The 25884-nt window shown below is 39.7% G+C and carries 21 protein-coding genes; 15 read left to right on the top strand and 6 right to left on the bottom strand.

The window, feature by feature from the left end:
* Positions 1-193 precede the first annotated feature (193 nt).
* Positions 194-568, bottom strand: a complete 375-nt coding sequence (locus FTT99_RS00915; RefSeq protein WP_111884222.1) for an MCR_0457 family protein — start codon at positions 566-568, stop codon at positions 194-196.
* Between the two features lie 116 nt (positions 569-684).
* Between FTT99_RS00915 and surE the strand changes: the two genes are divergently transcribed.
* The 3 genes from surE (at position 685) to FTT99_RS00900 (ending at position 3425) form a co-directional block, all read left to right on the top strand.
* Entirely contained in the window at positions 685-1458 is a 774-nt protein-coding gene (gene surE / locus FTT99_RS00910) for a 5'/3'-nucleotidase SurE (RefSeq protein WP_111884223.1), read from the top strand.
* Positions 1459-1572: 114 nt separating this feature from the next.
* On the top strand, positions 1573-2403 hold the full coding sequence (locus FTT99_RS00905) for a peptidoglycan DD-metalloendopeptidase family protein (RefSeq protein ID WP_078191836.1): 831 nt from the start codon (positions 1573-1575) through the stop codon (positions 2401-2403).
* A 92-nt stretch (positions 2404-2495) separates the two neighbouring features.
* Positions 2496-3425 carry a LysR family transcriptional regulator gene (locus FTT99_RS00900; RefSeq protein ID WP_111884224.1) on the top strand — a complete coding sequence of 310 codons (930 nt, stop codon included), beginning with the start codon at positions 2496-2498 and terminating at the stop codon, positions 3423-3425.
* A gap of 70 nt (positions 3426-3495) precedes the next feature.
* On the opposite strand, the gene FTT99_RS00895 is transcribed toward FTT99_RS00900, so the two are convergent.
* Positions 3496-4707 (bottom strand): aspartate aminotransferase family protein, encoded by a 1212-nt coding sequence (locus FTT99_RS00895; protein ID WP_180130337.1) that lies wholly within the window; start codon positions 4705-4707, stop codon positions 3496-3498.
* 198 nt (positions 4708-4905) lie between these two features.
* Here FTT99_RS00895 and grxD point away from each other — a divergent pair, with 198 nt between their 5' ends.
* Positions 4906-5247, top strand: coding sequence for a Grx4 family monothiol glutaredoxin (grxD, locus tag FTT99_RS00890; protein ID WP_067762767.1), 342 nt, complete (start codon positions 4906-4908; stop codon positions 5245-5247).
* Positions 5248-5429: 182 nt separating this feature from the next.
* Here grxD and FTT99_RS00885 read toward each other — a convergent pair whose 3' ends face one another.
* Complete coding sequence (locus FTT99_RS00885; protein WP_373684570.1) at positions 5430-8078, bottom strand: Lon protease family protein; 2649 nt, start codon at positions 8076-8078, stop codon at positions 5430-5432.
* Between the two features lie 205 nt (positions 8079-8283).
* Here FTT99_RS00885 and FTT99_RS00880 point away from each other — a divergent pair, with 205 nt between their 5' ends.
* The 5 genes from FTT99_RS00880 to rpmE all read left to right on the top strand — a co-directional run bounded on the left by FTT99_RS00880 (position 8284) and on the right by rpmE (position 13194).
* The gene (locus FTT99_RS00880; protein ID WP_180130341.1) at positions 8284-10428 is read left to right on the top strand and encodes an MFS transporter; all 2145 of its coding nucleotides are present in this window, start codon (positions 8284-8286) and stop codon (positions 10426-10428) included.
* A gap of 197 nt (positions 10429-10625) precedes the next feature.
* Positions 10626-11027, top strand: a complete 402-nt coding sequence (gene gloA, locus FTT99_RS00875; RefSeq protein ID WP_180130343.1) for a lactoylglutathione lyase — start codon at positions 10626-10628, stop codon at positions 11025-11027.
* A 223-nt stretch (positions 11028-11250) separates the two neighbouring features.
* Entirely contained in the window at positions 11251-12225 is a 975-nt protein-coding gene (locus FTT99_RS00870) for a bile acid:sodium symporter family protein (protein WP_111884228.1), read from the top strand.
* A gap of 56 nt (positions 12226-12281) precedes the next feature.
* Positions 12282-12752, top strand: a complete 471-nt coding sequence (locus tag FTT99_RS00865) for a hypothetical protein (RefSeq protein ID WP_180130345.1) — start codon at positions 12282-12284, stop codon at positions 12750-12752.
* A 217-nt stretch (positions 12753-12969) separates the two neighbouring features.
* The gene (gene rpmE, locus FTT99_RS00860; RefSeq protein ID WP_078190165.1) at positions 12970-13194 is read left to right on the top strand and encodes a 50S ribosomal protein L31; all 225 of its coding nucleotides are present in this window, start codon (positions 12970-12972) and stop codon (positions 13192-13194) included.
* A gap of 83 nt (positions 13195-13277) precedes the next feature.
* On the opposite strand, the gene FTT99_RS00855 is transcribed toward rpmE, so the two are convergent.
* Genes FTT99_RS00855 through epmB form a run of 3 tightly spaced genes read right to left on the bottom strand, consistent with a single transcriptional unit; the run spans position 13278 to position 18165 of the window.
* A complete protein-coding gene (locus FTT99_RS00855) occupies positions 13278-15407 on the bottom strand; it encodes an EAL domain-containing protein (protein WP_180130347.1) in 2130 nt (709 codons plus the stop codon).
* Positions 15389-17134 (bottom strand): GTPase, encoded by a 1746-nt coding sequence (locus FTT99_RS00850; protein ID WP_180130348.1) that lies wholly within the window; start codon positions 17132-17134, stop codon positions 15389-15391. Before FTT99_RS00850 ends, FTT99_RS00855 begins: the two co-directional genes overlap by 19 nt.
* 14 nt (positions 17135-17148) lie before the next feature.
* Entirely contained in the window at positions 17149-18165 is a 1017-nt protein-coding gene (gene epmB / locus FTT99_RS00845; RefSeq protein ID WP_180130350.1) for an EF-P beta-lysylation protein EpmB, read from the bottom strand.
* A 388-nt stretch (positions 18166-18553) separates the two neighbouring features.
* Between epmB and efp the strand changes: the two genes are divergently transcribed.
* The 6 genes from efp (at position 18554) to FTT99_RS00815 (ending at position 25856) form a co-directional block, all read left to right on the top strand.
* Complete coding sequence (gene efp / locus FTT99_RS00840; protein ID WP_067762759.1) at positions 18554-19123, top strand: elongation factor P; 570 nt, start codon at positions 18554-18556, stop codon at positions 19121-19123.
* Between the two features lie 194 nt (positions 19124-19317).
* Positions 19318-21420, top strand: a complete 2103-nt coding sequence (locus FTT99_RS00835) for a carbon starvation CstA family protein (RefSeq protein ID WP_078191829.1) — start codon at positions 19318-19320, stop codon at positions 21418-21420.
* A gap of 13 nt (positions 21421-21433) precedes the next feature.
* Complete coding sequence (locus FTT99_RS00830) at positions 21434-21736, top strand: YbdD/YjiX family protein (RefSeq protein ID WP_078190160.1); 303 nt, start codon at positions 21434-21436, stop codon at positions 21734-21736.
* Between the two features lie 229 nt (positions 21737-21965).
* A complete protein-coding gene (locus FTT99_RS00825) occupies positions 21966-22922 on the top strand; it encodes a MoxR family ATPase (RefSeq protein WP_180076961.1) in 957 nt (318 codons plus the stop codon).
* 12 nt (positions 22923-22934) lie between these two features.
* Complete coding sequence (locus FTT99_RS00820; RefSeq protein ID WP_180130352.1) at positions 22935-23840, top strand: DUF58 domain-containing protein; 906 nt, start codon at positions 22935-22937, stop codon at positions 23838-23840.
* A 3-nt stretch (positions 23841-23843) separates the two neighbouring features.
* The gene (locus FTT99_RS00815; protein WP_180130354.1) at positions 23844-25856 is read left to right on the top strand and encodes a DUF3488 and transglutaminase-like domain-containing protein; all 2013 of its coding nucleotides are present in this window, start codon (positions 23844-23846) and stop codon (positions 25854-25856) included.
* Positions 25857-25884 lie beyond the last annotated feature (28 nt).

Genomic DNA, 25884 nt, shown 5'->3' with positions numbered 1-25884 from the left:
ATAGCTAAAATTTATTTGCTTAGCTTAATCGTATTTCTGGTAGAGATCAGTAGAAAATTGTATTGAAGCTGTTTAAAAATCAATACATTGTGAAAGAAAAAAGGATGAGGCTATAAGGCTTCATCCTTTTTTTGGCAGGTTTGATGCAATACGGACTAACCTATTTGGAGGACGTCCAAAGCTGAATGATCAATTAACCTTCATAACTTAAAACGTCATCACAAACTGATTTTTGCTCAGCTTTATCAGTTTCTTTAGCAGCTTGACGCGCTTCTTCAAGAACTGATTTATATTCGCTGTCAGACTGTAGTTTTTCTAATGTCATTGATTTATCAGAATAATCAGCAAGATATGTTTTAGTGAGTGCTTGAATGTTGGCATCAAATTTTGCATTTTGACCAATAATCGCAGGGCATACTTCTAACATGACTTGTGCAGATGCAATATCTTCTTTTACGATGGTATTGGCTTCTTCTTGAGTGAAGTCATTGTCTGCGACCACAGTTTGAGTCATGCAAGCTGCTAGAGCAAAGCTCAATAAACCACGAAGTGCTACGGTTTTATTCATTTTGTACACACACATTTATGCTGGATGTTGAAATGTAAATATATATAATTATTCATATATTTCAATAAAATGTTCTTGCGAGTCATTTTTAATTTTTTAGTAATGGAAATTTAGTCGTGAATATATTAATTGCCAATGATGATGGCGTTTTTGCTCCCGGTATCCAAGCTTTAGCACATGCATTGCGTCCTCTCGGTCGTGTGGTGATTGTTGCACCTGAAAGCGAACGCAGCGGTTTTTCAAGTGCACTGACTTTAGATCGACCATTACGACCTGTCGAAATTGCACCGAATATGTGGGCGGTAAATGGTACACCTGCGGACTGTGTGTATTTATCAATGAATGGCTTGTTCGACTTCGAATTTGATCTAGTGGTGAGTGGAATCAATAGTGGCGCAAATCTAGGTGATGATGTGCTGTATTCAGGGACAGTGGGTGCGGCATTTGAAGGCCGTTTAATGAAACAACCTGCGCTAGCCGTGTCTTTGGCTGGGCCAAATGTGCGTAGTTATAATAACCCAGAAGATTATGCAGTCGCCGCGCAATGGGTGCATGATTTTATTGCCAATGGACTACCCGCGCTACCTGCACGACATATTTTTAATATTAATATTCCAGATGTTGCTGAACTTCAAGGCACCAAAGTGACCTATCAAGGAAGACGTTTACAGTCCAAACCGATTACAAGTCATGTAGACCCGCGTGGTCGTCAAGTCTATTGGATTGGATTGGCAGGCGAGGCAGTGGCAGAGCCTAAGAAAGGCTTAACCGATATCGAGTCAGATTTTTTTGCCGTGGCAAATGGTTATGTCAGTGTAACGCCTATACAAATGGATGCTACAAACTATGAGATTTTGAATAACTTACACGCAGAGTTATCTAAAATTTAAGTATTAGTGTTATAACTTTGTGAAAATGGTTATGCCGCAACTTTTTTAGAGTGGATTTTTGCTAATCTTAGCCCATTCATAATGACTATATTTGAATTATTAGTGAGGAAGATGATGTCCCTGGTGTCACAATATCGCGTTATTACCGCTCCTGCAGCATTATTTAAGACCCTTGTTTTATCTGCTGCTGTGGTTACAACTTTGGTCATGACTGGCTGTGCGTCAAAACCACAAATTAATAATGCGACCCGTTATGCGACTGCTCCGGATTATTATACAGTGCGTTCGGGAGATACTTTAAGTGGCATCGCAGCTCGCTATGGCTTGAGCTATGTCAGCATCGCAGAAATGAACGATATTGCCCAGCCTTATCGCATCTATGTTGGACAATCCATTCGCCTTAAAAATAGTGGCTCTCGTCGTACGACGTCTACACAAGCCATGACTCAAGCGGCACCAATTCAACGCCAAACGATTGCAATGCCAACGCAAACAGCGCCCGTGACTCAAGCTTCAACCACTCCATCGACAGTGACGCGAACTACAGTTCCAACGCCAGTGGTCAGTTCTTCAAGTTTACGTTGGGTGAGTCCAGTATCGCGTCCTACGGTATTACAAGGCTATAACTTAGCATCGAATGTGAAAGGAACACGTTACGCAGGTAATACAGGTGATCCTATTTTTGCAGCAGCTGATGGTCAAGTGGTCTATGCCGCCGATGGTCTTAAAGAGTACGGCAATTTAATTTTGGTGAAGCATATTAATGGCTATATCACTGCATATGCACATAACAGTAAAATGAATGTCAAAAGTGGCGATACTGTCAAAGCAGGGCAGCAAATTGGTGAGATGGGTTCATCGGGTACCAACCGCACGATGCTTGAGTTCCAAGTGCGTTTAGATGGTAAACCAATCAATCCAACTTCAGTTTTACCAAATAATTAAATATATAATGCAAAAGCAAAATATCCCCGTATAATACAATGAGTTGCTTTTATCGAAAGATGAAGCTTCTCATAAGTTTATGAGGGAAATTTATGTTAGATCAACTTCGAGCAATGGGTGTCTTTGCTTGCGTTGTGGAAAAAAATTCGTTTAGCGGTGCTGCTCGTGAGTTAGGTATTACCACGAGTGCCGTGAGTCAGCAAATCCGCTCACTAGAGCAGGATATGGAAGTCATTCTTTTACATCGTTCAACACGTAAGTTAAGTTTGACAGAAGCTGGACAAGCTTTTTTTCATAGTTGCCAAGAGATGCTATCTGCCGCAGAGCGCGGCAAAATTCGTATCAATGAACTTCGTGACGACTTAGTTGGTGAATTACGTATTGCATCAACACCAGAACTTTGTGCGAATCATGTGATTCCTGCATTGTCACATTGGATGTCGGCACATCGCGGTTTATCCGTTCATCTAGAAGCAGATAATCAATATATCGACTTAATTGATGGCCGCATTGATATTGCGCTACGAATGAGTTCAAAAATTGATGATCAACAGTTTCATGTGGTGCCATTGGCACATGTTGAACAAGTTCTCGTTGCAGCACCAAGCTATATCAACCAAACCAGTTTAATTACACGACCAGAAGATTTACAAAATCATGATATGGTTCAAATAAATTTGGTTAGAAACTTTCAGCATTTTGCATTTGAAAATGCAGTGACTAAAGAGCAGGTTGCATTGGATGTGCATTCCCGATTTACAACAAATAATGTATTTGCTGCAAAAGCAATGTGCCAACAAGGACATGGCATTGCAAGAATATTATATCTAGATACGCAAAAAGACTTATTAAACGGTTCTCTTGTTGAAGTTTTACCAGAATGGCGCTTACCATCATTCACTCTATATGCTGTGATGTCTAAACGTGATCAACAGCCTACTAAAATTCATCGTTGCCTAGATGCATTAAAATTGTATTTCAGTCAATTACCAGGCGGACGTGTATACCAAGAAGCCTCATAAAAACAATAAAGCTTGAAAAAGTTATAAAAAAAAAGCCGCAATTAGCGGCTTTTTTTTCTTTCGGCATAAATTAGGCTAGAAAGTTTTTCACCATTTTAACAATGCGTTCAATCAAGATATCCGCTTGTTCTTTATTGATGTTTAGCGTAGGTAATAAACGAATCACAGAACCTGCTGTTACGTTAATAATCAAGTGATGCTCATCACGTGCAATATTCACAAGTTCACCACATGCTTTTGGTAATTCAATGCCGACCATTAAACCAAAACCACGAACAGTTACGTTTTGATCGGCAAGTTGCTCTGTGAATTGCTCAACAAGGTACGCACCCATATTTGCAGCATTTTCAACAAGGTTTTCTTTTTGAATGGTATCAATCACGGTATAAACCACACGTGAACCTAATGCTGTACCGCTATAAGTTGAACCGTGGTTACCCGCTGTTAAAACGCCTACACCACGACCTTGAGTCATGACTGCGCCAATAGGGAAACCATTACCTAGACCTTTAGCTGTAGTTAGCACATCAGGAACAATATTGGTGTGTTGATACGCAAAGTATTTACCTGTACGGCCGTTACCTGTTTGCACTTCATCAAGCATCATTAACCAGTTGTGTTGGTTACAGATACGACGAATATCTTCTAAATAGCTAAAACCTTGAGGTGCAGTATTTACACCACCTTCACCTTGGATCGGCTCAACCAAAATCGCTACGATGTCAGGGTGGTGAATCGCCGCTTCTTCAATCGCTTTGATATCACCAAAAGGTACACGAATAAAACCTTCAACCAATGGGCCAAAGCCTTCTTGAACTTTTTTGTTACCTGTCGCAGATAACGTTGCCATGGTACGACCATGGAATGAATGATCAGCAACAATAATTTTAGGGCTTGCAACACCTTGCATATGACCAAATTTACGTGCAATTTTGATTGCACCTTCATTTGATTCTGCACCACTATTTGAGAAGAAAACTTCTTCCATACCCGCAACTTCAGCTAATTTTTGCGCAGCAGCCGTTTGCCAAGGCACTTCAAATAAGTTACTGGTATGAATGAGGGTCGCTGCCTGTTCAGCAATTGCAGCTGTAATTGCAGGATGTGAGTGACCTAAACCACAAACAGCTATCCCTGTCAGTGCGTCTAAGTATTCTGTGCCATCTGCGGTATACAGGTGAGCACCTTGACCTCGGACAAAGCTGATCGGTTGGCGGCCAAATACTGGCATCAAGTGCGATGGTTGATCAGTTTGTACTGGGGCAAGGGTAATGTTATTCATGACTAACTCTAATTTGTCAGGTGATTGAAATAATATAGAGGAGACGCCATATATATATGAGCATCAAGAGGTCTATATAAGCAAAATATGACTCACTTGAAAAGCTGAAATGTAAATAAAACGTGAAATATTGCTTTAGTCATATTGTTTTACTCAGTTTTGGGTATAATGCGAAGCAGATTTATTGAGGATATATCAATGACTGAACAAGCACGCGATACAGAAGCGTTAATTCGTGACCAAATTGCTAAACACGCAGTTCTACTTTACATGAAAGGCACTCCACAGTTTCCACAGTGTGGTTTCTCTGCGCGTGCAGTAGAAGCGCTCAGTCAAATTGGTCGTCCATTTGCTTATGTAAATATTCTTGAAAATCAAGATATTCGCGCAACTCTTCCACAAATTGCAAACTGGCCGACTTTCCCACAATTATGGATCAATGGTGAATTGATCGGTGGTAGTGACATTATGCTTGATATGTTCCAAAAAGGTGAATTACAACCTTTAGTTGAACAATATAGCCCAGCTCCTGAAGCTTAATTGGATGTGTATTTGATGATTTTGATCATTGGATACAGATAAAAATAGCGCCTTTAAGGCGCTTTTTTTATGACTTATTTATCAAAAAAGTCGTGGTTTATGCGTTTTTCCACCATCCCCATACGCATTTAAAGCACAAAGGGTGGTGGAAAAATCAACAAATGAATAAACTCATCGAAGATTTATGACGGAGTGTCTTCAGTCGGACTTTCTTCAACACGTTGCTCGTTTTCAGCAGTCCCATTTTCAGCAGTACTGTCTTGAGCTTCAGACTTCTTTACCTTTTTATCTTTTGCCTTTTTAGACTTCTTCTTTTTTTTCTTTTTCTTTGGCTCTTCTTCCTCAAACTCAGCGCCATCTTCAATCGCTTGCCAGTACTCAAGTTGCTCCATGACAGCAGCATAGATTGAGCCTTTGCTATAACGACCTTTTTTATCAAGAGTACCTACTGGGCGCGCCATCAAAATTTCTAAAGCTTGGTCAATGGTATCAATGGCATGAATATGGAATTGACCTTGTTGCACAGCTTCAATCACATCTTTACGTAACATCAAGTGCTGCATATTTTGGCGTGGAATAATCACACCTTGCTTGCCTGTTAGCCCTTGTAATTTACATGCATCATAGAAGCCTTCAATCTTGGCATTTACACCACCAATCGGTTGAACTTGACCCAATTGGTTCATTGAGCCAGTGATTGCCCATGATTGATCGATCGGTAATTGGCTAATAGCGGAAATAAGAGCTGAAAGCTCTGCAACAGTTGCGCTGTCGCCATCTACTTGGCCATAGCTTTGCTCAAAGGCAAGGGCAGCAGAAAAATGTAAAATTTGTTCACGACCAAAGTGTGCCTTTAAGAAACTCGACATCAGCAGGACGCCTTTGGCATGTAAAGAACCACCAAGTTCTACACTACGCTCGATATCTAAAATATCGCCGCCACCTTGATAAACCGAAGCCGTTAAACGTGACGGTAAACCAAATTCAACATCAGCATATTGAATCACAGAGAGGGCGTTAATCTGCCCGAATCGATGACCTTTGGTTTCGATTAACTGTGTACCGCGAGTGAGATCTTGCCAATATAATTCACGTAAGTAGCCTAGACGGTATTTACGATGATCAAGAGCGGTGTTGATATGTGTTTCTGTCACCATTTTATCGCCAGCAAGTGCTGCATGATGATGTGCTTCACGAATCAAATCACCTAAGGTGAGGGCGTGTAATGACAAAGAGCTTTGATCTTCAGCTTGACGACTTGAATCAGTTAACAGTGCAGCAAGTGCTGTACGGTCAAACGGCAGAAGTTTGTCTGTTTGCACATAATCAGCAATTAGCTGCATATATGCCTGCTCATTAATATCATTACGTTGTAATGTATCGGTAAAATCGGCACGAATTTTAAAGACACTGCCCAGTTCTGGTTCGAGTTCTAAAATATCGTAATAAATATCAGGTTCAGCAAGTAGGATCACTTTGATATTTAAATCAATAGCTTCAGGCTCAATCGAAATACTGCCTGTCAATGTAAGCATATGTTCAAGTGAAGACAGCTTTAAATGTCCTGACTTTAATGCACGTTTTAGACCTTGCCATGCATAAGGCTGCTCTAAAAGTTGTTCAGCTTCCAAGATGAGGAATCCACCATTGGCCTTATGCAATGCACCAGGACGGATTAACGTAAAGTCTGTGGTGATGGTGCCATTTTGGGTCAGTTGTTCGACATGACCTAGCAAATTGTAATGGGTTGGGAAATCTTCAAAAATAACTGGCGCACCAGCATTTGGTTTGTGTGTGGCGATGATGTTAGCTTGGTAGCGAGATGGCACGCGGTTAAATAGGCCAGGTGTAAAGTCATCTTCTTCTTGCTCAAGCACAAACTCAACATTTTGAATGATGTCATCTGCATATTGCTTCAGATAATCTTCCAAGCCTTCAACCATGCTGAATTTATTTTGAATTACATCAATACGCGGCATGACGACTTGTTTAGCAATTTCACGGTTTAAAACCTGAACTTTATCGCGTGCGTCATCTTCAAGATCACCAAGATGTAGACCAAGACGTTCAAGTTTTTTATCCATATAACGGACGTTTGACGCAATTTCAGCACGTTGTTTGCTGCTTAAAGCATTGATGTCTTCTTTCGACATTTCTTGGTATTTGTTATCGACCAAATGCATCGGAACGAAACAATGATCATCATCCTGAGAAATCAGTTTAAGATCGAGCTCTTCACCTTCTCGGGTTAATTCAACTAAAGCAAGATGTTGTTCATCACCAGCATGTTGGCGAATCATTTCAATGCGATTGTGATAGGTTTCTGCGGTGAAGCGACGTTCAAGCTGTTTTAATATAGTTTGCCAACTTTGATGTAATAACGTTTGGAATTTTGTCGCTTGACCAGAAGGAAGTTTCAGCGCAATCGGTTCACGCGGAAACTTGAAATTATTGACATACACCCAGTCTGAAGGCGTTGGCATATTTTTAGCGTGTTGTTGTAATAAGCGCTTAATCATGGTGCGCTTACCTAAGCCTGCGGTACCTACAGCAAAAATGTTATAGCCTGAATAGGGCAATGCAATGCCAGCTTCAACCGAAGCACGGGCACGATCTTGTCCTAAAAAGTCATTGAGTGGTTTGATCCGCTTGGTAGACGTCGGTATTTTTTTAAGCTCAGGCGTATGCGTCAGCTGAAGCGGCTGCAACTGGGTTTTAGTTAAAGTATTCTGTATTTCGGGTTGATCAAAAGCGCTCTTTAGTGTCGTTACTGTTTCTGCTAAGTTTTTTGTGTTGGTTTCATTAATGGTGGTTGATAAAGAAGAGTGAATTTGTTCAAGTCGCTGGGTCACTGTTGAATCCAAAAAACTAAAGAATAGAGATATGTAATTAAGGTATACAGGTTTAATGCCAAAGATCAAGCAACAGCATGCGAAATATCGATAAAATAAAACAATGATTTCATAAATGTTGTTGAAACCGTTGTCATTAAGCGCTTGAATAGCATCATTCGATTTTGACAAAAATAACTGAGTCATGACAACACAAGCTTCAGGATGGAAATCTGCTTTTACTGCATTTTTAGACCGACGTGCGCTGATTATGCTTTTTCTTGGCTTTTCGGCCGGTATTCCAATTTTACTGATCTTTTCCAGTTTATCGCTTTGGTTAGGTGAAGCAGGAATTGATAAAAGTGCAGTGACTTTTTTTAGTTGGGCAGCGCTTGGCTATTCGTTTAAGTTTGTTTGGGCGCCATTAATTGATGAGTTACCTGTGCCATTTTTAACTAAACAACTTGGACGTCGCCGAGCATGGTTATTGATCGCTCAGGTTCTCATTATCTGTGCAATTTGTATCATGGCATTTTCAGATCCTGCTTTAGGACAAAGCTATATTTACCAAATGGCCGCTGGCGCTGTATTGCTAGGTTTTTCTGCCGCAACGCAAGACATTGTGATTGATGCTTATCGTATTGAGTTGGCAGAAACTGAAATGCAGACCGTTTTAGCTTCGACTTATAATGCAGGTTATCGTATCGGCATGATCGTGGCAGGTGCAGGGGCGTTATTTTTGGCGGCATATTTAGGCACGGCCAAAGGTAACTATATTTATGAAGCTTGGAAATATACTTATCTTGCAATGGCTGCTGTTATGGTTATTGGTATTATTACAACTTTATCGATACGTGAGCCGCAGATTGACCGTGTACAAAAGCATTATAAACGGACCGACTATTATCGCTTAGTCGCTGTATTTTTTGCTGCGGTGGTTGCTTTTGTTTTGAGTTATATCTATTCAGGTGTTGCGGTTGAAAGCTTGAAAGAGCAGTGGCAAATTTCAGACTCATTTGCATTGTTCTGTTTAGAGGCTGTACGCTTTATTAGTTCAGCTGTGGTTGCTTTTGGTGTCGGTTCTGTTTTAGTGAAATCAGGTGCTGTAAATAAGCAGATGGCATTTGAAACTTGGGTTAATCCAGTTGCAGATTTCTTTAAGCGCTATGGTCTAAAACTGGCTTTAGTACTGTTGTTACTTATTGGTTTTTACCGTATTTCCGATATTATCGCCGGCGTCATTTCTAATGTGTTTTATCAAGATTTAAACTTCACCAAAGAGCAGATTGCTGAAGCTGTAAAAGTCTATGGTGTGATTTTTAGCTTGGTTGGCGGCTTCCTTGGCGGTTTGCTAGCGCAGCGCATGAACATTATGAAATTGATGTTTGTTGGTGCGATTTTAGCAAGTTCAACAAACTTGATTTTTATCGGTCTGGTCAAATCAGGTCAGCCATTAAGCGATGTCACTGTAAATGTAGCAGGGCAGCAATATACAGCGACGCCGGATGACACGGGTGCTTGGGCAGTTCAAATTCCAAAAGCAGTCTTGGCTGCAGATCAAAATATTAAAGTCAGTGCGGATTATCAGTCTAAGAATCAACATCCAGTACAGGTGAGTTTGCCGTATTTGAATAATGCTTTTTCAAACTCAGCAATGATGTTGCTGCCAGTGACTTCAGATAACACGATTTCAGCTCAAGAGACTGCAAATAGTATCGTGGTGCGTGGACAATACTTGGCTGGTGAGTTAAAAGAAAATCAAAAAATTCAAATTATTTTGGATACTAAACCATTCGACGCGAAGCTTGATAAAACTGGTGTTTTTAGTGCTGCAATTCCAGGGCAAGCGCTCGAAACAGCAAAGCAAAAAACATTAACGGCTCAACTGCTAGAAAATGATGTAGTGAAAAAGAGTGTCGATTTAACATATCAAGTGAATACATCAGCCAATATGGCGGGTGTACTTGGTGTTGATATTCAACCGATTAATTTGGCAAGTGCTGAACAGAATGTGGACATCAAAGGTAAGGTCATTAAGCCTTATAGTTCGTTGTGGCTATATTTCGCGATTATTGTCGATAACTTGGCGTCAGGACTTGCAGGCGCGGCGTTTATCGCATTTTTATCGAGTTTAACCAGTGTTTCTTTCACAGCCGTTCAATATGCTATCTTTAGTTCATTAATGACCTTAACCCCTAAAATTTTAGGCGGTTACTCTGGTACGATTGTGACCAATATCGGTTATCCAAACTTTTTCTTGATGACGACTTTAATTGGTATTCCGATTTTAATTTTAGTAGTTTGGGTCGCTAAACTATTGAAAAAGCATGAACAGAAATCCAGTTCATAATTCAATTTGAATTAAAAAAGCCTATTCAGTTTGAATGGGCTTTTTTATTCTAAGTGTGTAAATAGCTTAAGCAAATCTATAATTTAGGGCGTGGATATTTGAAATGAGTGGGTATATGTGCTCTAGACTTAAATTGAACTTTGCATGTTAAATCCCTATAGTATTCAAACATAATGATAGATTTAGGAAACTCGATTATGCGCATGCTGCATACCATGTTACGTGTAGGCAATTTAGAGCGTTCATTGGCGTTCTATACTGAAGTACTCGGTATGACTTTGCTTCGTAAGCGTGATTATGAAGAAGGTCGTTTTACTTTGGCATTTGTGGGCTATGGTGATGAAGAAAATCATACTGTACTCGAATTAACGCATAACTGGGATATAGATAGTTATGAGTTGGGAAATGCGTATGGCCATATCGCTATTGCTGTAGATGACGCTTACAAGGCTTGTGAAGAAATTAAAGCACGTGGCGGAAACGTGGTACGCGAAGCAGGGCCAATGAAAGGTGGTGTGACCGTCATTGCCTTTGTTGAAGATCCAGATGGCTATAAAATTGAGTTGATCCAACAAGACTCAAATGCACGAAATAATTAATCTGCAATTATTCATTTAAAGTCATATGTAATTCTGAATATTCTTATTTATAAATTTTTTTGCGTTGAGCTCACTATCAACGTTTAAAATAATGAATATATCGGAGAAAAGCTGGCTTTATTTATATGGCCCAGTAAGATGAAATTTACTCAATGGTAAATTTAGCTTATTGGGCATTTTTGTGCCGATCAGCTTTAAAGGGAAATTTGTACAGGATGTTGTTATGCTAAAAATGTTGGCTTTGGATCGTTTTACCATTCTACTTTTTGTAATGGTCATACTTGCGACTTTTTTGCCTGTCAGTGGTCAAGCTGCAGAACTTTTTGGCTATATTACAACGGCTGCAATTGCCATTTTATTTTTTCTACATGGTGCAAAGTTATCTCGTGAGGCTGTGGTTGAAGGCATAATGCACTGGAAGTTACATGCTTTAGTTTTTGGTTTTACCTTTGCATTATTTCCATTATTGGGTTTAATGGCGAAACCAATTCTCGTGCCGATGTTAGGGCAAGAGTTGTATTGGGGCTTTTTGTTTATGTGCTTTTTACCCTCGACAGTACAGTCTTCTATTGCATTTACTTCGGTAGCACAGGGTAATGTTGCTGGCGCAGTCTGTAGTGCATCATTTTCAAATATTATTGGGATGTTTATTACCCCAGTGATGGTGGCCTATTTTATTCTCGGTCAGTCACAACATAACTACGATCCGACGGCATCTATTATCCAAATTACGCTGTTATTACTGATTCCCTTCATTTTAGGGCAGCTCCTCCGTCCTTGGGTGTTTCCTTATATGAAGAAAATGCCAAAAATCGTGAAGGTATTTGATCAGGGCTCAATTTTGATGGTGGTTTATGGTGCATTCAGTAGTGCAGTGGTGGCAGGGCTATGGCATCAAGTGAGTGGTATGACCTTATTCCTATTGATTGTGGCGTGCTCAGTCCTGTTAACGATTATTATGTTATTGGCGTTATATGTGCCACGTTGGTTGGGCTTTAGCCGAGCTGATCAAAAGACGATTTTCTTTTGTGGCTCTAAAAAAACCTTGGCGAGTGGCGTGCCCATGGCACAAATTTTATTTATTGGGCAGCCGATGGGGATGATAGTTTTACCGATTATGATCTTTCACCAAATTCAGTTGATGGTCTGTGGTGTGATTGCCAACCTTTGGGCAAAACAAAGCCGTGGGCAAGAATAAGGGCGAGATGAATAGGTCCTTTTAAAATACCTTATATAGATGAAAAGAAAAAAATCATGAAAATTAAACAAGGTGTCTTTATTTTACTCTTGGGTCTGAACACAGCCGCTCATGCCCAAGAGGATTTATCCCTAAATAGTAACCGTGATGTCATTGAAAAAATGCCGCTCATCAGCCTGCAGCCCATGTTGGATTTTTGTCGTGATCGACAACCACAGATGAATACGGAATTAGATCAGGCTTATCAAGCTGCAAAGCTTAAATTAATTGCTGCGGTTCAGGCTATCCGTTTTAATGGTGTAGAGCCATTAAAAGCAAAAGATGTTGATCAGCCCGTCGATGCACAATTTAAACAGCAGCTTCAAGGTATGTTAGAGGGCATGAGCAGATCATTGCAGTCAGTAAATGCAGCGACGTTTTGTCCTGCATTTATTGAAAAATTAAAGCATTTTGATCAAGCCCAATTTCAGCGTACAGTCGAATTACAATATCAGAAATATTTAGAGCAAGCTCAACCTAAAGAGTAGAGCGATTCAGCCTTGAATATCTATTTATTAACATTAAAAAATCAGCTATAATTTGCCTCAACTTGTTGTGCTTAGCTCTGACGGTATCCGTCTCGGTGGGCCAAAAGAATGGTCTGTTATGGTGTTGGTCTGCTTTTTTAAGCCTTCCTTGTAGTGATGCAAGAGTGATCAATTGCGATGACAGCTAAACCTTCTTAAATCTTAGGAGTAATCGACGATGCGCGCCGATATTCACCCAAAATATGAAACTTTAGTTGCTACATGTTCATGCGGTAACGTAATTGAAACTCGTTCAGCTCTTGGTAAAGAAACTATTTACCTAGACGTATGTTCTGCTTGCCACCCATTCTACACTGGTAAACAGAAAAGCGTTGACACTGGCGGTCGTATCGACAAATTCAAACAACGTTTTGCTGGTATGTCACGTTCTATCAAACGTTAATATCCAAAACGAAAAAACGGGCTTTATGCCCGTTTTTTTGTGCCGATAAAAAGATAAACCTTAAATCGGCAATGTTCAGAACCTTATTGGTCCAGAACATCAATGAGATGGTCGAGTTTCTTCTGGAAATAATCGCCTTGAATAAAGCGAGCCTCAACATTCCAAGCATTGGCAAACAGGGTCATGTCATTTAATTCACGTAGCATGATTTCAACAGTTTTGATTTCATGATAAGTGGTAATTTTTTCTTGCAGCTCTTGGCATGACTTATCGTTTGCAAGCATTTTGGTCAAACTTGAATCTAATGTTAAGCAGTGAACATCCATTTGACGTAATAATGATTCGCTAAACATCGAATGACCAAAATTACGTAAAGCCAGTTCGGCACCATTTTTACGAAGTTCAATAAATGCTTTTTGAGCGGCATCGATATTGAGCTGAATGTCTTCTTCTGCAAATTGTAAAATCAGTGGATTTTTCAATTTACTACGAATAATCGTAATGAGTTTTGAAATAAACTCAGGGAAGGTGCGGTCGTTATATAGCACTTCCTTGTTCAGGTTAACGATTAATTTAGCTTCAGGGAACTGAGTAATAAAGTTGTGTAGCTGTTTACACGATTCAACCAAGATCCAACGATCCAATTTAATGGATAGCTCTGAGTCTTCAGCCAATTCACGTAGTTGGGCGATATCTTTCCATTTATTTTCAAAAATAAAGCCGCTGGTTACTTCATAAGTATAAAGATATGAATCTTCTTTATCATACAGTTGCTGATATTTAAGATGAATTTCACCGCGTTCTAAGCAGTTGCGAAGGGCCTTAGTAACAGGAGCTTCATCACTAACGACAATCGGCGCAATTTGTGCTTCTGGTGTACCGAAATCCAAACTTGGTATGTCAATTTCTAATGGAATAGTTAAATCGATTTCAGGTGCTTGTTGGTTGATTGGTAGCGCAGTATTAAAGGCTTTCGCAATAAAGGTATCAAAATGTGCTTCATCACGAATATCGCTGTCTAAAACACTGTATCCTATGCGTAAATTTAATGGATAAGTTTCATTGTTTACACTGAGTAATTGAGGTTTGCTCAGGGTGTTAAGACCAATCAACTTAGACTCAAGTTTGAGCTGATTATCCGCTTGGAATAAGGCAACGATTGCACCATTATCTAAACTAAATAATGGAGCATGAGTCTGGTCTTTCAAGAAGTCTTTAATATTGGTGAAATAGCTCTTATAGGTATTCCAATCTTTTTGAAAAATCGCATCTGAGCAAGAAGCCAATGTAAATAGAACTAATGCATTTACATTAGCAGGTTGCTGAGCAATGGTACGGTTGAGTTGTTGAAATGCTTTTGGTTTTTGTGGGCTAGCTTCAACTTGAGCATTGCTTACAGCATTGATGCTTTGACTGCCAATTTCAATTGCGAGCTGTAAAGCATCTTCTTCAGCCGCGGCAATAAATTCGAGTTTTAGTGGGTTTTGCCCAGCCACTGCGATATTTTGTGAAACGAGATCAAAACGTCCTAAATCGAGCTGTCCTTGGCTGATTTTTTTAAAGCGTTGCTTAAAGTCGTTGAGGTCAGTAGGTTGTAATAGATCGAGTAAAGGCAGACCAATTACATCATCTTCATTTTTTAGACCAAACAAAGTGAGATATTCAGCATTGGCTTGAATGTGAATGCCTTCTTGAATCACGGCAACCGCTTTACGACTATCTTCAACTAAAGACTGAGTTTGGATTTGAGCTGTTTCGAGCTCTTCCATTAAATGTTGCTGCGATTGTTGTAGGCGACTAAAAGACAATGCACGAATTAAACCAAAATAGAAACTTTCAGGTTCAGCAATATCGACGATGTCATAAATCCCTTTTTTGACTAAACTTGCATATTGTTCAGCTTGATAGTCTTCGGGTTTAAGTAAAATAATCGGTAAATTCGGTTGGCTCGATAGTTGAACTAAACTTAAAGCTTGTTCATATTTTAAATCATAAGCACGTCCAAAAATGATCAAGTCCCAATTGAGATTCAGCTGTTTTTCGAAATTTTGTAAATCATCAAGTAATATGGTATGAACTTGATGTTCGCTGTCTGTCAATAAATCACGTATCTGGTTAAAACGTATTTGATTATCATCAATAATGAGTAATCGAGTTTCCGTACGTTTTAGCTTTTTGGATAGTAATGGATTTCTCACTTTAATGCTTCCCATAAGTCGTTATTTTTGATGTCATTGCTCTGTTTCGCAATATAGTCTTTAACGACATTTTCTTGCTCTTCATTCAATAATTCATATTCAAAGCGAATAAAGCTTTGTGTCACCAACTGCGCTTTGGTGAGATAGACTTTGATGTCTTCTTTGCCTAAGCGAAGGTGGATCGTTTGTTTCTCTCGGAAGAGATTTGCCCCAGGTAAAATTAAGGTCGTAGACACTTGATCAAGTTGTGTGGTCTGTACCAATAAAGCAGGTTGATGATTTGTTGTATTGCGGTCGGTACGGATATGGGCTGAACATGGATACAAATCTTGAGCCAGTACTTCGAGACCCAATTCCAAACTTTTTTCAGTCGATTGTTTGATCCAACGAACAACACCGCCACGCCATTGGCTTTGAGCATTTTCTTGGATCAAAATAAATTCGCCGGTTTTTAAATTAGCAGGGGTAGGGCCAGTCCATTTAATGCGATAACCATTCACACTAATATCTAATACGTCAGCGGTATGAATCTGTTTTGCTTCACGATCTAGCGCTTTCGCATTAGTCATGCCTGTTGGCATATTTGAATCATGCGAATTGACAAAAGAGGCTTCATTGTGGAATTGATAATTGCCTTCCAAATCTAAAGTTTCGTGGAAGTTTTTACCTTTAGAGAGATAGAAATGCGCCACCATTAAGCTAAAGCAAATATTAATTTGCGCAGAATATTCATAACGTTCATGACGACGTTCAGTGTTGTTGGTCAAAATATTATGAATATGGAAATATAGCGCTGGAGTTAAAAATAACTTTTCATTTTTAGATAAATAATTGGCATTTCTAGTTTGCGTTTCGGTCAAATGATCGAGCAAGTTTTGCGTTGAAATGTATACATTGGCTTGATAAGACCGATCTTGTTTTGAGTTATAAATCGGTGGGTGATCTTTTTTCGTGTCTACAACATAGCGTGAAAGCGTGGTTTCTTTCGGTAGGATTTGAACCAATTTTGCCCAGTCAAAGCTACATAAATACAAACCTTGGATTTCAGCAGGGCGAATCTGATGATTATTGAAAATATCTAATAAGATTAATTGTGCATAAGCTTGAGCAATATTTGCAATTTGATGTTGAGTACCCAGTAACTGATTGACATTACTTTGATAGAAATTGTGTTCAATGGCACATTCAATCAGTTGATGTGCCGCAATCCATTGACCTGCAGTCGGTGTGGCATACAACATATGTTGTTGATACAACAACAGTGTCAGTTGTTGCAACGCATAGTAGATTGATGCAATTCGAGCAGTTTGTAAGCTTTTTTTATGGCCGAATGAAAAAATCGAAAACTTTTGTTGATTGAGCTGCTGATTACATCGTTTGGCAATATCAATATAGATTTTGGCAAAGTGACTACGTAAAAGCATCGCCAATTCAATGATTTGGTCATTACGATCCGTGGTAATGAGGCTTTGATTGGTAAAGTGTTTTTCTAAGCTTGTGAGCACACTTTCCATAGTCGGATGTAAAATTTGAACCAAATCAAAACGTAACATCTCTTGGCATTTCAGCTCGGAGATTTCAAGTAAGGCATTGAATAAAGCTTTAGATGAGGTACCTAATTGTAAAATTGAAATACCGTTTAACCACTCTTGCAGACCTTTAGCATTGGTCGGACAAAAGCTTAATTTATCCAGCTTTAATTCAGTCGGATTGTAAAACGTATCTGAAGTATGCGTGGTCATCTTTATTATTTAACTCAAAAAGTTGAAGCCCCAAAAAGCGGTGTCTTGTTTTTTTCGCCCGCTATTTCCCGTACAAGTTTAGGAACCAAATAACCTGGTAGGTTCTCTAAAACTTTTTTATAAATTAAATCAATATCCTGAGCTGGTGTATCAAAATGATGAGCACCTTTTACTTTATCCAGAACATGTAAATAATATGGCATTACACCTGCGTCGAATAAGCGGTAACTTAAATCGACCAATACATCTGCAGAATCATTAACCCCTTTTAATAAGACTGCTTGGTTCAGCACGGTGATCCCTTGTTTGACAAGCTGTTGAAGCTGGCTGCACGTGAAGTCATCTAGCTCTGATGGATGATTTGAGTGTACCACTAGAATAATGCGTAGCCTACTGTTTTTTAAAATAGAAACCAGCTCTTCGTCGACACGGTTGGGGATTACGATAGGAACTCGTGAATGAATTCTCAAAAATTTAATTTGTGGCAAAGTCGATAAACGTTCAATCCACACTTGAAGTTTACGATTTGATAGTGTGAGCGGGTCTCCACCACTTAAAATCACTTCATTAATATCGGGTTGTTGTTCAATATATTGTTTAATGTTTGGCCAATCGTCATTTTTAGGCAGGTTTTCTTGGTATGGAAAATGACGGCGGAAACAATAACGGCAATGGACCGCGCAGGCACCGGTTAAAGTCAGTAAAAAACGAGACTTGTACTTATGTAATACCCCTGGCTGTTGGTTAGCCTGCTCTTCACCTAAAGGGTCGGTGACAAAACCGGCGTGTTCTTCAAGTTCCAAATGATGCGGTAGAACTTGGAGTAAAAGCGGATCAAGCGGATTACCTTTTTGCATTTTTTCGACAAAAGCGCGCGGCACACGTAGGCGAAACTCATCTGCTGCGAACTGAGCACCCGATAATAACTGATCATGCGAAAGTTCTAATACATCGAGTAATTCTTGAGGATTTGTTATCAAATCACTCAATTGAGTTTGCCAGTTTTGCTCTTGAAATAAATAGTTTATCATGCCGATTGTTTAAAAAATGCAGAAAGGTGAGTAGGGAATATTGCTGAAATTAATGCGTCGAACTTTGATGTTTAAGCTGAAAAAATTCCGATAAAGCTCACAACGGATGAAGCCTACGAAACATTTATTAAGTTTCAGTAAACAGCAATTTTACCTGTTTGTGGGCATTGTATAAACAAAGTTCTTTAATGTCTGAGTGTAAGTTAAGCAGCTTGACCCCTTTAATGGGGATTTTTTCGTTGCGACATGGTGCATTGGTCATTTAGAATACGCAATATCACATTAATGTGCATGTGGCAGCCAATGTTACAGTCAGTACTTGCTAAATGACATGTTACAGCCCATAGCATCTATAGATTAAAGTTAGTAAGTTTGGAGTGAGCCAGTCATGGCCTATTATTCTACGAATGATTTCAAGTCAGGCCTTAAGGTCATGCTTGACGGTAACCCATGTTCAATCATGGAAAACGAATACGTAAAACCAGGTAAAGGCCAAGCTTTTAACCGCGTAAAATTACGTAACCTTAAAACTGGTAAAGTTTTAGAAAAAACTTTCAAATCTGGTGATTCACTAGAAGCTGCTGACATCCAAGAAGTTGAAATGAACTACTTGTATAACGACGGTGAAATGTGGAATTTCATGGACCCAGAATCTTTCGAACAAATCGCTGCTGATAAAGTTGCTATGGGCGACGCGGCTAAATGGTTGAAAGATGACTCAAATGAACTTTGCACAATCATGCTTTGGAACGGTGTTCCTTTAACTGTGAGCGCGCCAAACTTCGTTGTATTAAAAATCGTTGAAACTGATCCAGGTGTACGTGGTGATACTTCAGGCGGTGGCGGTAAACCGGCTAAGCTTGAAACTGGTGCAGTTGTACGTGTTCCATTATTCGTACAGCAAGAAGAAAGCGTTCGTGTAGACACCCGTACTGGTGACTATTTAGAACGTGCATAATGGTTTAAAAATAGACTATTATCGAAAGGGATGAAGTGATTCATCCCTTTTTTTATACCTATTGGTTTAAATTTTTATTCCAAAGTATTAGATGAAAAAACCTATAACAGGAGTAGAGTTTCAAGGGAAGAAACAGCAGTACCTCGAACAAGAAAAATCAAGCTGATTTATTTCAACATTTATGAGGGATTGAGATGGAAAACATTCAACCGAAGTCAGGAATGGCTTCAAAGATTATCTGGCTGTTTGTAGCCATTCTAGGTGCCGTTTCATTCGGCATACTAGCACTCAGTCGAGGCGAGCATGTCAATGCAGTTTGGCTGATCCTTGCAGCAATCTGTGTGTATAGCATTGCATATCGTTTTTATAGTTTATTTATTGCCAATAAAGTCTTTGAACTGAATGAGCGACGTTTAACGCCTGCCCATCGCTTAGCTGACGGTTTGGATTATGTGCCGACCAATAAAAGCGTTCTATTTGGTCACCACTTTGCTGCGATTGCAGGTGCAGGTCCTTTAGTCGGACCGATCCTTGCTGCGCAAATGGGTTATTTGCCGGGAACAATTTGGCTCTTGGTGGGTGTTGTTCTCGCCGGTGCGGTTCAAGACTTTTTAGTCTTATTCATCTCAACGCGTCGTGATGGTCGTTCACTCGGTGAAATGGCAAAACAAGAACTGGGTTCTTTTGCCGGAATCATCGTGATGCTTGGCGCACTTGGTGTGATGATCATCATTCTTGCGGTACTTGCATTGGTTGTTGTAAAAGCGTTGACCAACAGTCCGTGGGGTGTTTTCAGTATCGCTGCAACGGTGCCGATTGCGATTTTCATGGGTATCTATATGCGATTTATCCGTCCGGGTAAAATTGCAGAAGTGTCGATCATTGGTTTTGTGCTGATGATGGCAGGGATTATCTATGGTGGCGACATTGCACAGCATCCTTATTGGGGGCCATTCTTTACACTTTCAGGTACTGAACTGACTTGGTGGCTGATCGGTTATGGTTTCGTGGCATCAGTATTACCTGTTTGGTTACTGCTTGCACCACGTGATTACCTATCTACCTTCTTGAAAATTGGTGTTATTGCAGGTTTGGCAATCGGGATCATGTTTGCATTGCCTGAAATGAAAATGCCAGCAGTAACGCATTTTATTGATGGTACAGGTCCTGTATTTGCAGGCTCAATGTTCCCATTCTTGTTTATTACCATTGCCTGTGGTGCAATTTCAGGTTTCCATGCGCTCGTTTCTTCAGGAACGACACCGAAGCTTGTGAATAATGAAAAAGATATTCGCATGATCGGTTATGGCGGCATGTTGATGGAATCTTTTGTTGCGATCATGGCTTTGGTCTGTGCAACGATTCTTGAGCCTGGTGTGTATTTTGCGATTAATGCGCCAGCAGCTGTGATTGGTACAACGGTTGAGTCCGCTGCAGAAGCAGTTCGTACATTAGGCTTCGTGGTAACACCTGAAGCATTGACCTTACTTGCACAAGAAGTGGGTGAAAATTCGATTCTGTCTCGTACAGGTGGTGCACCAACATTTGCGATTGGTATGGCGCATATCATTACGGAAATTTTTAATAACCGTTCAATGATGGCGTTCTGGTATCACTTTGCGATTTTATTCGAAGCACTTTTCATTTTAACGGCAGTTGATGCGGGTACACGTGCATGTCGTTTCATGGTGCAAGATACTGTGGGTATCGTGATTCCTGCGGTAAAAAACTCACATAACTTCTTCGGAAATCTGTTAGGTACAGCGGTGGCTGTTGCAGGTTGGGGCTTCTTCGTTTACCAAGGCGTGGTTGATCCACTCGGCGGTATTAATAGCTTATGGCCGCTATTTGGTATTGGTAACCAAATTCTTGCTGCGATGGCATTGATCTTGGGTACAGTGATTTTATTCAAGATGAAAAAACAAAAGTATGTTTGGGTGACAATTATCCCAACATTATTCTTGTTTATTACTTCCATGACCGCTGGTTGGCAGAAGATTTTCCACGAAAATCCAAAGATTGGTTTCTTGGCTCAAGCAGATCGTTTTAATGCAGCCATTGCGAAAAATGAATTGTTGGCACCTGCGAAAACCATGGCTGAAATGCATACAGTTGCACTGTCGAATCAAATCAATGCCGGTCTTTGTGCATTCTTTATGATCGTGGCATTTGTGATGTTATTTGCAGCAATTGGTGTGGTGCGTCGTGCCTTGGCAAATCCAAATCCATCGGTGAATGAAGCAGAAGCGATTTACCGTGACCCAGCTGAAATTAATCCGTCAAATTCAGCACATTAATAGGGGAATATGAATGAACCTGAAGTTTGCAAAAAGTGGAAAAACGGTGATTTATAAAATCATTAAAATGACCATTATGTCGCAGAAGGATTTAATTCTGAACCCGAAAAATTGGTCACGTATTGCGACGTTGTGGCAACGTTTACAGCAAAGTTTCCGCCTGATGGTGGGTGTGCCAGATTACCAAAACTATTTGGAACATATGGCAAAACATCATCCTGATTTGGAAGCGATGGATGCAAAAACATTTTATCGTCACTGTGTAGATGCACGTTATCCATCAGCTGGTGGTGACATGAAGAAGTGTCCTTGCTAATGCAGTGACTCGAGCTAAAAATCTAAGAAAAAAGCGTTCTTCGGGACGCTTTTTTTATTGCTGATTTGTGAGCAGTCGAAGCGAAAACAACCCTTTTGTATACTCAATAAATATCAAGCGTATGTATTAAAAGTAATGAACTGGGTATAGCTTGGAGATAAACACTGTATTTTTAAATAAAACACTGTATTTTAGTCATTCATTTAACTTTTTTATTGGGGAATAAAAAGTGTTTTGGGGATCAGAGAAAAGCCAACAAAATAATACATCAACGCTTTTAAGTGAACAGAGCCTTGCCCCTTTTTACCCGAAAATAAATACTTTCCTCGAACAAATTAACCAAATTATTTTGGATAAAAATCAGCAAACCAAATTGGCTTTAGCTTGTCTATTGGCAGGCGGGCATGTGCTATTTGAAGACTTACCTGGTTTAGGCAAAACGACATTATCTAGCGCCTTGTCACATTTGGCGGGATTAAAGTTTCAACGGATTCAATTTACCAATGACATGCTGGCCAGCGATGTGATTGGGGTAAATATGTTTAATCAAAAAGAACATCATTTTGAGTTTAAATCTGGGCCGATTTTTACCCAAATTTTATTGGCAGATGAAATCAACCGTTGTAGTCCTAAGACCCAAAGTGCTTTATTGGAAGCCATGGAAGAGGGGTATGTGACGGTTGATGGTGTGCGCTATGCTTTGCCTCAACCATTTTGGGTGATTGCGACACAAAACCCTTTATTTCAAAGTGGTACTTATGCCTTACCTGAGTCCCAGTTGGACCGGTTTTTAATGCGTTTGTCTTTAGGTTATCCATCGCGTCAGGCAGAGAAATTATTGCTCCAACAAACTTCACGCCATGATCTGATTGCGGCATTAGCACATATCTTTAATGAAGCAGAAATTTTACAACTACAAGGCTTTGTCGAGCAGATACATCTGAGTGATCGTTTGATGGATTACATTTTGGATCTTGCTGCTGAAACACGTAAAGGGAGACATGGTCTTTCTACTCGTGGTGTTTTAGCCTTAAAGAAAGCTGCGCAAGCCTATGCGCTGATTGAGCAGCGAAATTATGTGAATCCTGACGATGTGCAAGCGGTTTTTGCAGCTGTGGTATCTCATCGAATTGGGTTGTCAGATCTTGAAGCCTTTAAGCTTTTAGAACAAGTTTCGATTCAATAAAGGAGTTGAACCTTGGCTTCGATGTGGCAGCAATGGATTGAACGTCGATTTAAAATTGATCAGCACAAGCAGCTGACTCAAAAAGACGTCTTGATCTTTATCTATCAGCAAGGCTACTTGTATTTGGTGTTAATTTTCATCACCTTTATTGCAGGTGTGAATTATGCCAATAACTTGATTTTAGGATTTTGCTTTTTAATTAGCGCCGTATTGTGTATTAGTTTCTATATTACTTTTAAACAGCTTCATGCGTTGCAGATTCAAATAAATGTTGTTGATACACCGCAAGTAGGTGAATTACTTTCGGTCGATATTTACTTTAAACAAGAGGTCGAACAGGCGCGATATTTGTGGATTAAAACAGAAAATCAATTACATAAATTATTTTTCAATACGCAACAGCATGGCTTTCAATTAAATTTTACAACCAGCCAACGCGGTGTTTTTCAGATTCCACCCATACAAATTTATAGTGTTTATCCCTTTGGCTTAGTGCGGGCCTGGACGTATTTGTACGTACAGCAACCTGCGTGGGTTGCCCCACAAGCCAGTTTGCATTCCGTTGAAAATAAGCAGCAACAGCAAAACTTTGAACCTGATCTTGATGAATTTCGCGAATTACGCAGTTTTCAGACGGGGGATTCACTTCATGCGGTGTCATGGAAACAAGCAGCACGAGGACAAGGCTTATATGTCAAAGTCTTTGAACAATATGAAGATCTAAAGAAATTAGAGATCCATTATCACCATATGCCAGCTCAAAGTCATGAAGAAAAACTTAGCCTTATGATGGGTTTGGTCGAGCAGGCTGAGCAAAATCACGATCAATATGCACTGTATTTACCTAATGCTGAGTTAGTATCAGGCACTGGAACACTGCATTTTTCCGAAGCAAAACGGTTATTGGCGCAGGCTTAAGAGATGATTGAAAATACCATACGCCGCTCCATACTACTCACGTTAGCTTTGGTGCTTATTGCGCAAATGCTTTATATACCAGTGGTGACATCATTAGTATTTTTAGTCATTTGGCTTATGTTATTACACAATACCCGCGCCAGTAAAAAACTATTTTCTAAAATTTTAACCTATGTGCTGACATTGATAGCTTTATTCAGCATTTACATAAGTCATAAAACCTTTATTGGTGTTGATGCAGGGGTTACAGTACTTAGTACATTTTTATTTGCTAAATCTTTAGAAACAAAAACACGTCGTGATGTAATTATTTTATTTAACTTTGCGATGTTTGTGATTGCCACTAGTTTTTTGTTTAGCCAGTCTTTTGCCATGGCATTGGTCATTTTGTTGGCGTTGTTGAGCTGCTTTATTGGATTATACCGTTTACAGACCTTTGGTTTTAGCCAAAACTCAGGCGGTGAAATACAAGCGATTAAACAAGATATTGGGCATGTGGGTAAATTTATTGTCTTAGCTGTTCCATTCTTTATTTTACTGTTTCTCTTTTTTCCACGCCTGCCGCCGCTATGGCATATTCCTATTCCTGAAAATAAAGCCACAACAGGAATCAGTGACAGCATGTCTCCCGGCGATATTGCTGAGTTATCAGAGTCGAGTAGTTTGGCTTTTCGTATAATCGGTGATATTCAAGCCTTGCCACCTCGTACAGAGCTGTATTGGCGGGCGATGGCTTTAGATGAGTATGATGGTTCTAAATGGACAAGTCATTTTTTTAACCAGAACGTTATACAGCTGAATCCAGACGATTTAAAACCCAAGCGGACATTGAATTATCAATATTTGGCTGCCGACCCAACTGTGATGTGGATTATGTCGTTGGAGCAATCCGTTCCCAATGAAGCACGTTTTGCTTTAGGTCAAGATGGTCGAATTACACCCTACCGATTAACAGCACGTACAGAGCCGATTCAACTGAAATGGTTAGGAAGTGCAGAGCCGCCACAAATAAAAAATGTAACTTTACTTGAAAAATTAAACACTCGCTATGTTGAAAACTTGGATGTTCAATCACAACAATTGGCCCAAACTTTATGGCAGCGAAGTCGTCAAAATCCTGAGCGTTATATTGCCGAAGTTTTGCAATGGTATAAACAAAATCGCTTTGCATATACTTTAAGCCCAGGTGTATTGGGGCAAAATCGGATAGATGATTTTTTATTTGGATCAAGACAGGGCTTTTGCGAACATTTTGCTTCAAGTTTTGCAATGTTGATGCGCTATGTTGGCGTACCGTCGCGTATTGTCGTGGGATATCAAGGTGGTCAATTAGCACCAGATGGAAAAAGTTGGGAGGTTCGTCAGCTCGATGCACATGCGTGGACAGAGGTTTATGTCAATCAACATTGGCGTCGTATTGATCCGACGGCCATGATCGCACCGCAGCGTATCGATGGGGGGATGCAGGATTATATGGAACAAGATCGGACAATTTTTGGGAGCCAGCAGTCGACTTGGGCCTATCAACAATTTTCGATGTTGAAAAAAGTCCGTGTATGGAGTGATTATGCGAGTTACCAATGGCAGAGCAAGGTGGTGGGTTATAATGCTGAATCACAACAACAATGGTTTAAAAAGCTCGGTACAAATTCTGCTTATGCAGTTGTTTTAATTCTTATTTTGAGTATTGGTGGCATTGTAGCATTATATTTTATATGGATTTTGTGGAAAAAAAGAAAAAGTTTAAGCCCTCTTGAAAGAGAAATTACCAATTTCGCAAAGAATTTACCCTTGAGCCAGCAAAAATTGACTTCTGAAAGTTTTCGGCATTGGTTACAACGTTTGGCTGAAAATGTACCTGAACATGAAAGGCGTTCATTTGAACAATCCATCAAGTTATTTGAGCAGGAAATTTACGTAGGTACTCCGCTAAGTTCTCAAGATATTCAATGTTTTAAGACTTTGCTTAAAACTTGTACGCAAAGTTTAAAAAACTCAGAAAAGGGCTTGTCATAAAAAATAAAAATGAATATGATGCTTGGAC

The sequence above is a fragment of the Acinetobacter sp. YH12040 genome (genome assembly GCF_013420005.1).
Taxonomy (GTDB): Bacteria; Pseudomonadota; Gammaproteobacteria; order Pseudomonadales; family Moraxellaceae; genus Acinetobacter; species Acinetobacter amyesii.
This window is presented reverse-complemented; position numbering and strand designations above follow the sequence as displayed.

What these genes read in the sequence shown, in the direction of transcription:
- FTT99_RS00815 (WP_180130354.1), top strand. Translation starts at nt 23,844, where the DNA reads ATGATTGAAAATACCATACGCCGCTCCATACTACTCACGTTAGCTTTG.
- gloA (WP_180130343.1), top strand. Translation starts at nt 10,626, where the DNA reads ATGCGCATGCTGCATACCATGTTACGTGTAGGCAATTTAGAGCGTTCA.
- grxD (WP_067762767.1), top strand. Translation starts at nt 4,906, where the DNA reads ATGACTGAACAAGCACGCGATACAGAAGCGTTAATTCGTGACCAAATT.
- FTT99_RS00850 (WP_180130348.1), bottom strand. Translation starts at nt 17,134, where the DNA reads ATGACCACGCATACTTCAGATACGTTTTACAATCCGACTGAATTAAAG.
- FTT99_RS00915 (WP_111884222.1), bottom strand. Translation starts at nt 568, where the DNA reads ATGAATAAAACCGTAGCACTTCGTGGTTTATTGAGCTTTGCTCTAGCA.
- FTT99_RS00870 (WP_111884228.1), top strand. Translation starts at nt 11,251, where the DNA reads ATGCTAAAAATGTTGGCTTTGGATCGTTTTACCATTCTACTTTTTGTA.
- FTT99_RS00880 (WP_180130341.1), top strand. Translation starts at nt 8,284, where the DNA reads ATGACAACACAAGCTTCAGGATGGAAATCTGCTTTTACTGCATTTTTA.
- FTT99_RS00905 (WP_078191836.1), top strand. Translation starts at nt 1,573, where the DNA reads ATGTCCCTGGTGTCACAATATCGCGTTATTACCGCTCCTGCAGCATTA.
- FTT99_RS00835 (WP_078191829.1), top strand. Translation starts at nt 19,318, where the DNA reads ATGGAAAACATTCAACCGAAGTCAGGAATGGCTTCAAAGATTATCTGG.
- rpmE (WP_078190165.1), top strand. Translation starts at nt 12,970, where the DNA reads ATGCGCGCCGATATTCACCCAAAATATGAAACTTTAGTTGCTACATGT.
- FTT99_RS00900 (WP_111884224.1), top strand. Translation starts at nt 2,496, where the DNA reads ATGTTAGATCAACTTCGAGCAATGGGTGTCTTTGCTTGCGTTGTGGAA.
- epmB (WP_180130350.1), bottom strand. Translation starts at nt 18,165, where the DNA reads ATGATAAACTATTTATTTCAAGAGCAAAACTGGCAAACTCAATTGAGT.
- FTT99_RS00895 (WP_180130337.1), bottom strand. Translation starts at nt 4,707, where the DNA reads ATGAATAACATTACCCTTGCCCCAGTACAAACTGATCAACCATCGCAC.
- FTT99_RS00855 (WP_180130347.1), bottom strand. Translation starts at nt 15,407, where the DNA reads ATGGGAAGCATTAAAGTGAGAAATCCATTACTATCCAAAAAGCTAAAA.
- efp (WP_067762759.1), top strand. Translation starts at nt 18,554, where the DNA reads ATGGCCTATTATTCTACGAATGATTTCAAGTCAGGCCTTAAGGTCATG.
- FTT99_RS00865 (WP_180130345.1), top strand. Translation starts at nt 12,282, where the DNA reads ATGAAAATTAAACAAGGTGTCTTTATTTTACTCTTGGGTCTGAACACA.
- FTT99_RS00830 (WP_078190160.1), top strand. Translation starts at nt 21,434, where the DNA reads ATGAACCTGAAGTTTGCAAAAAGTGGAAAAACGGTGATTTATAAAATC.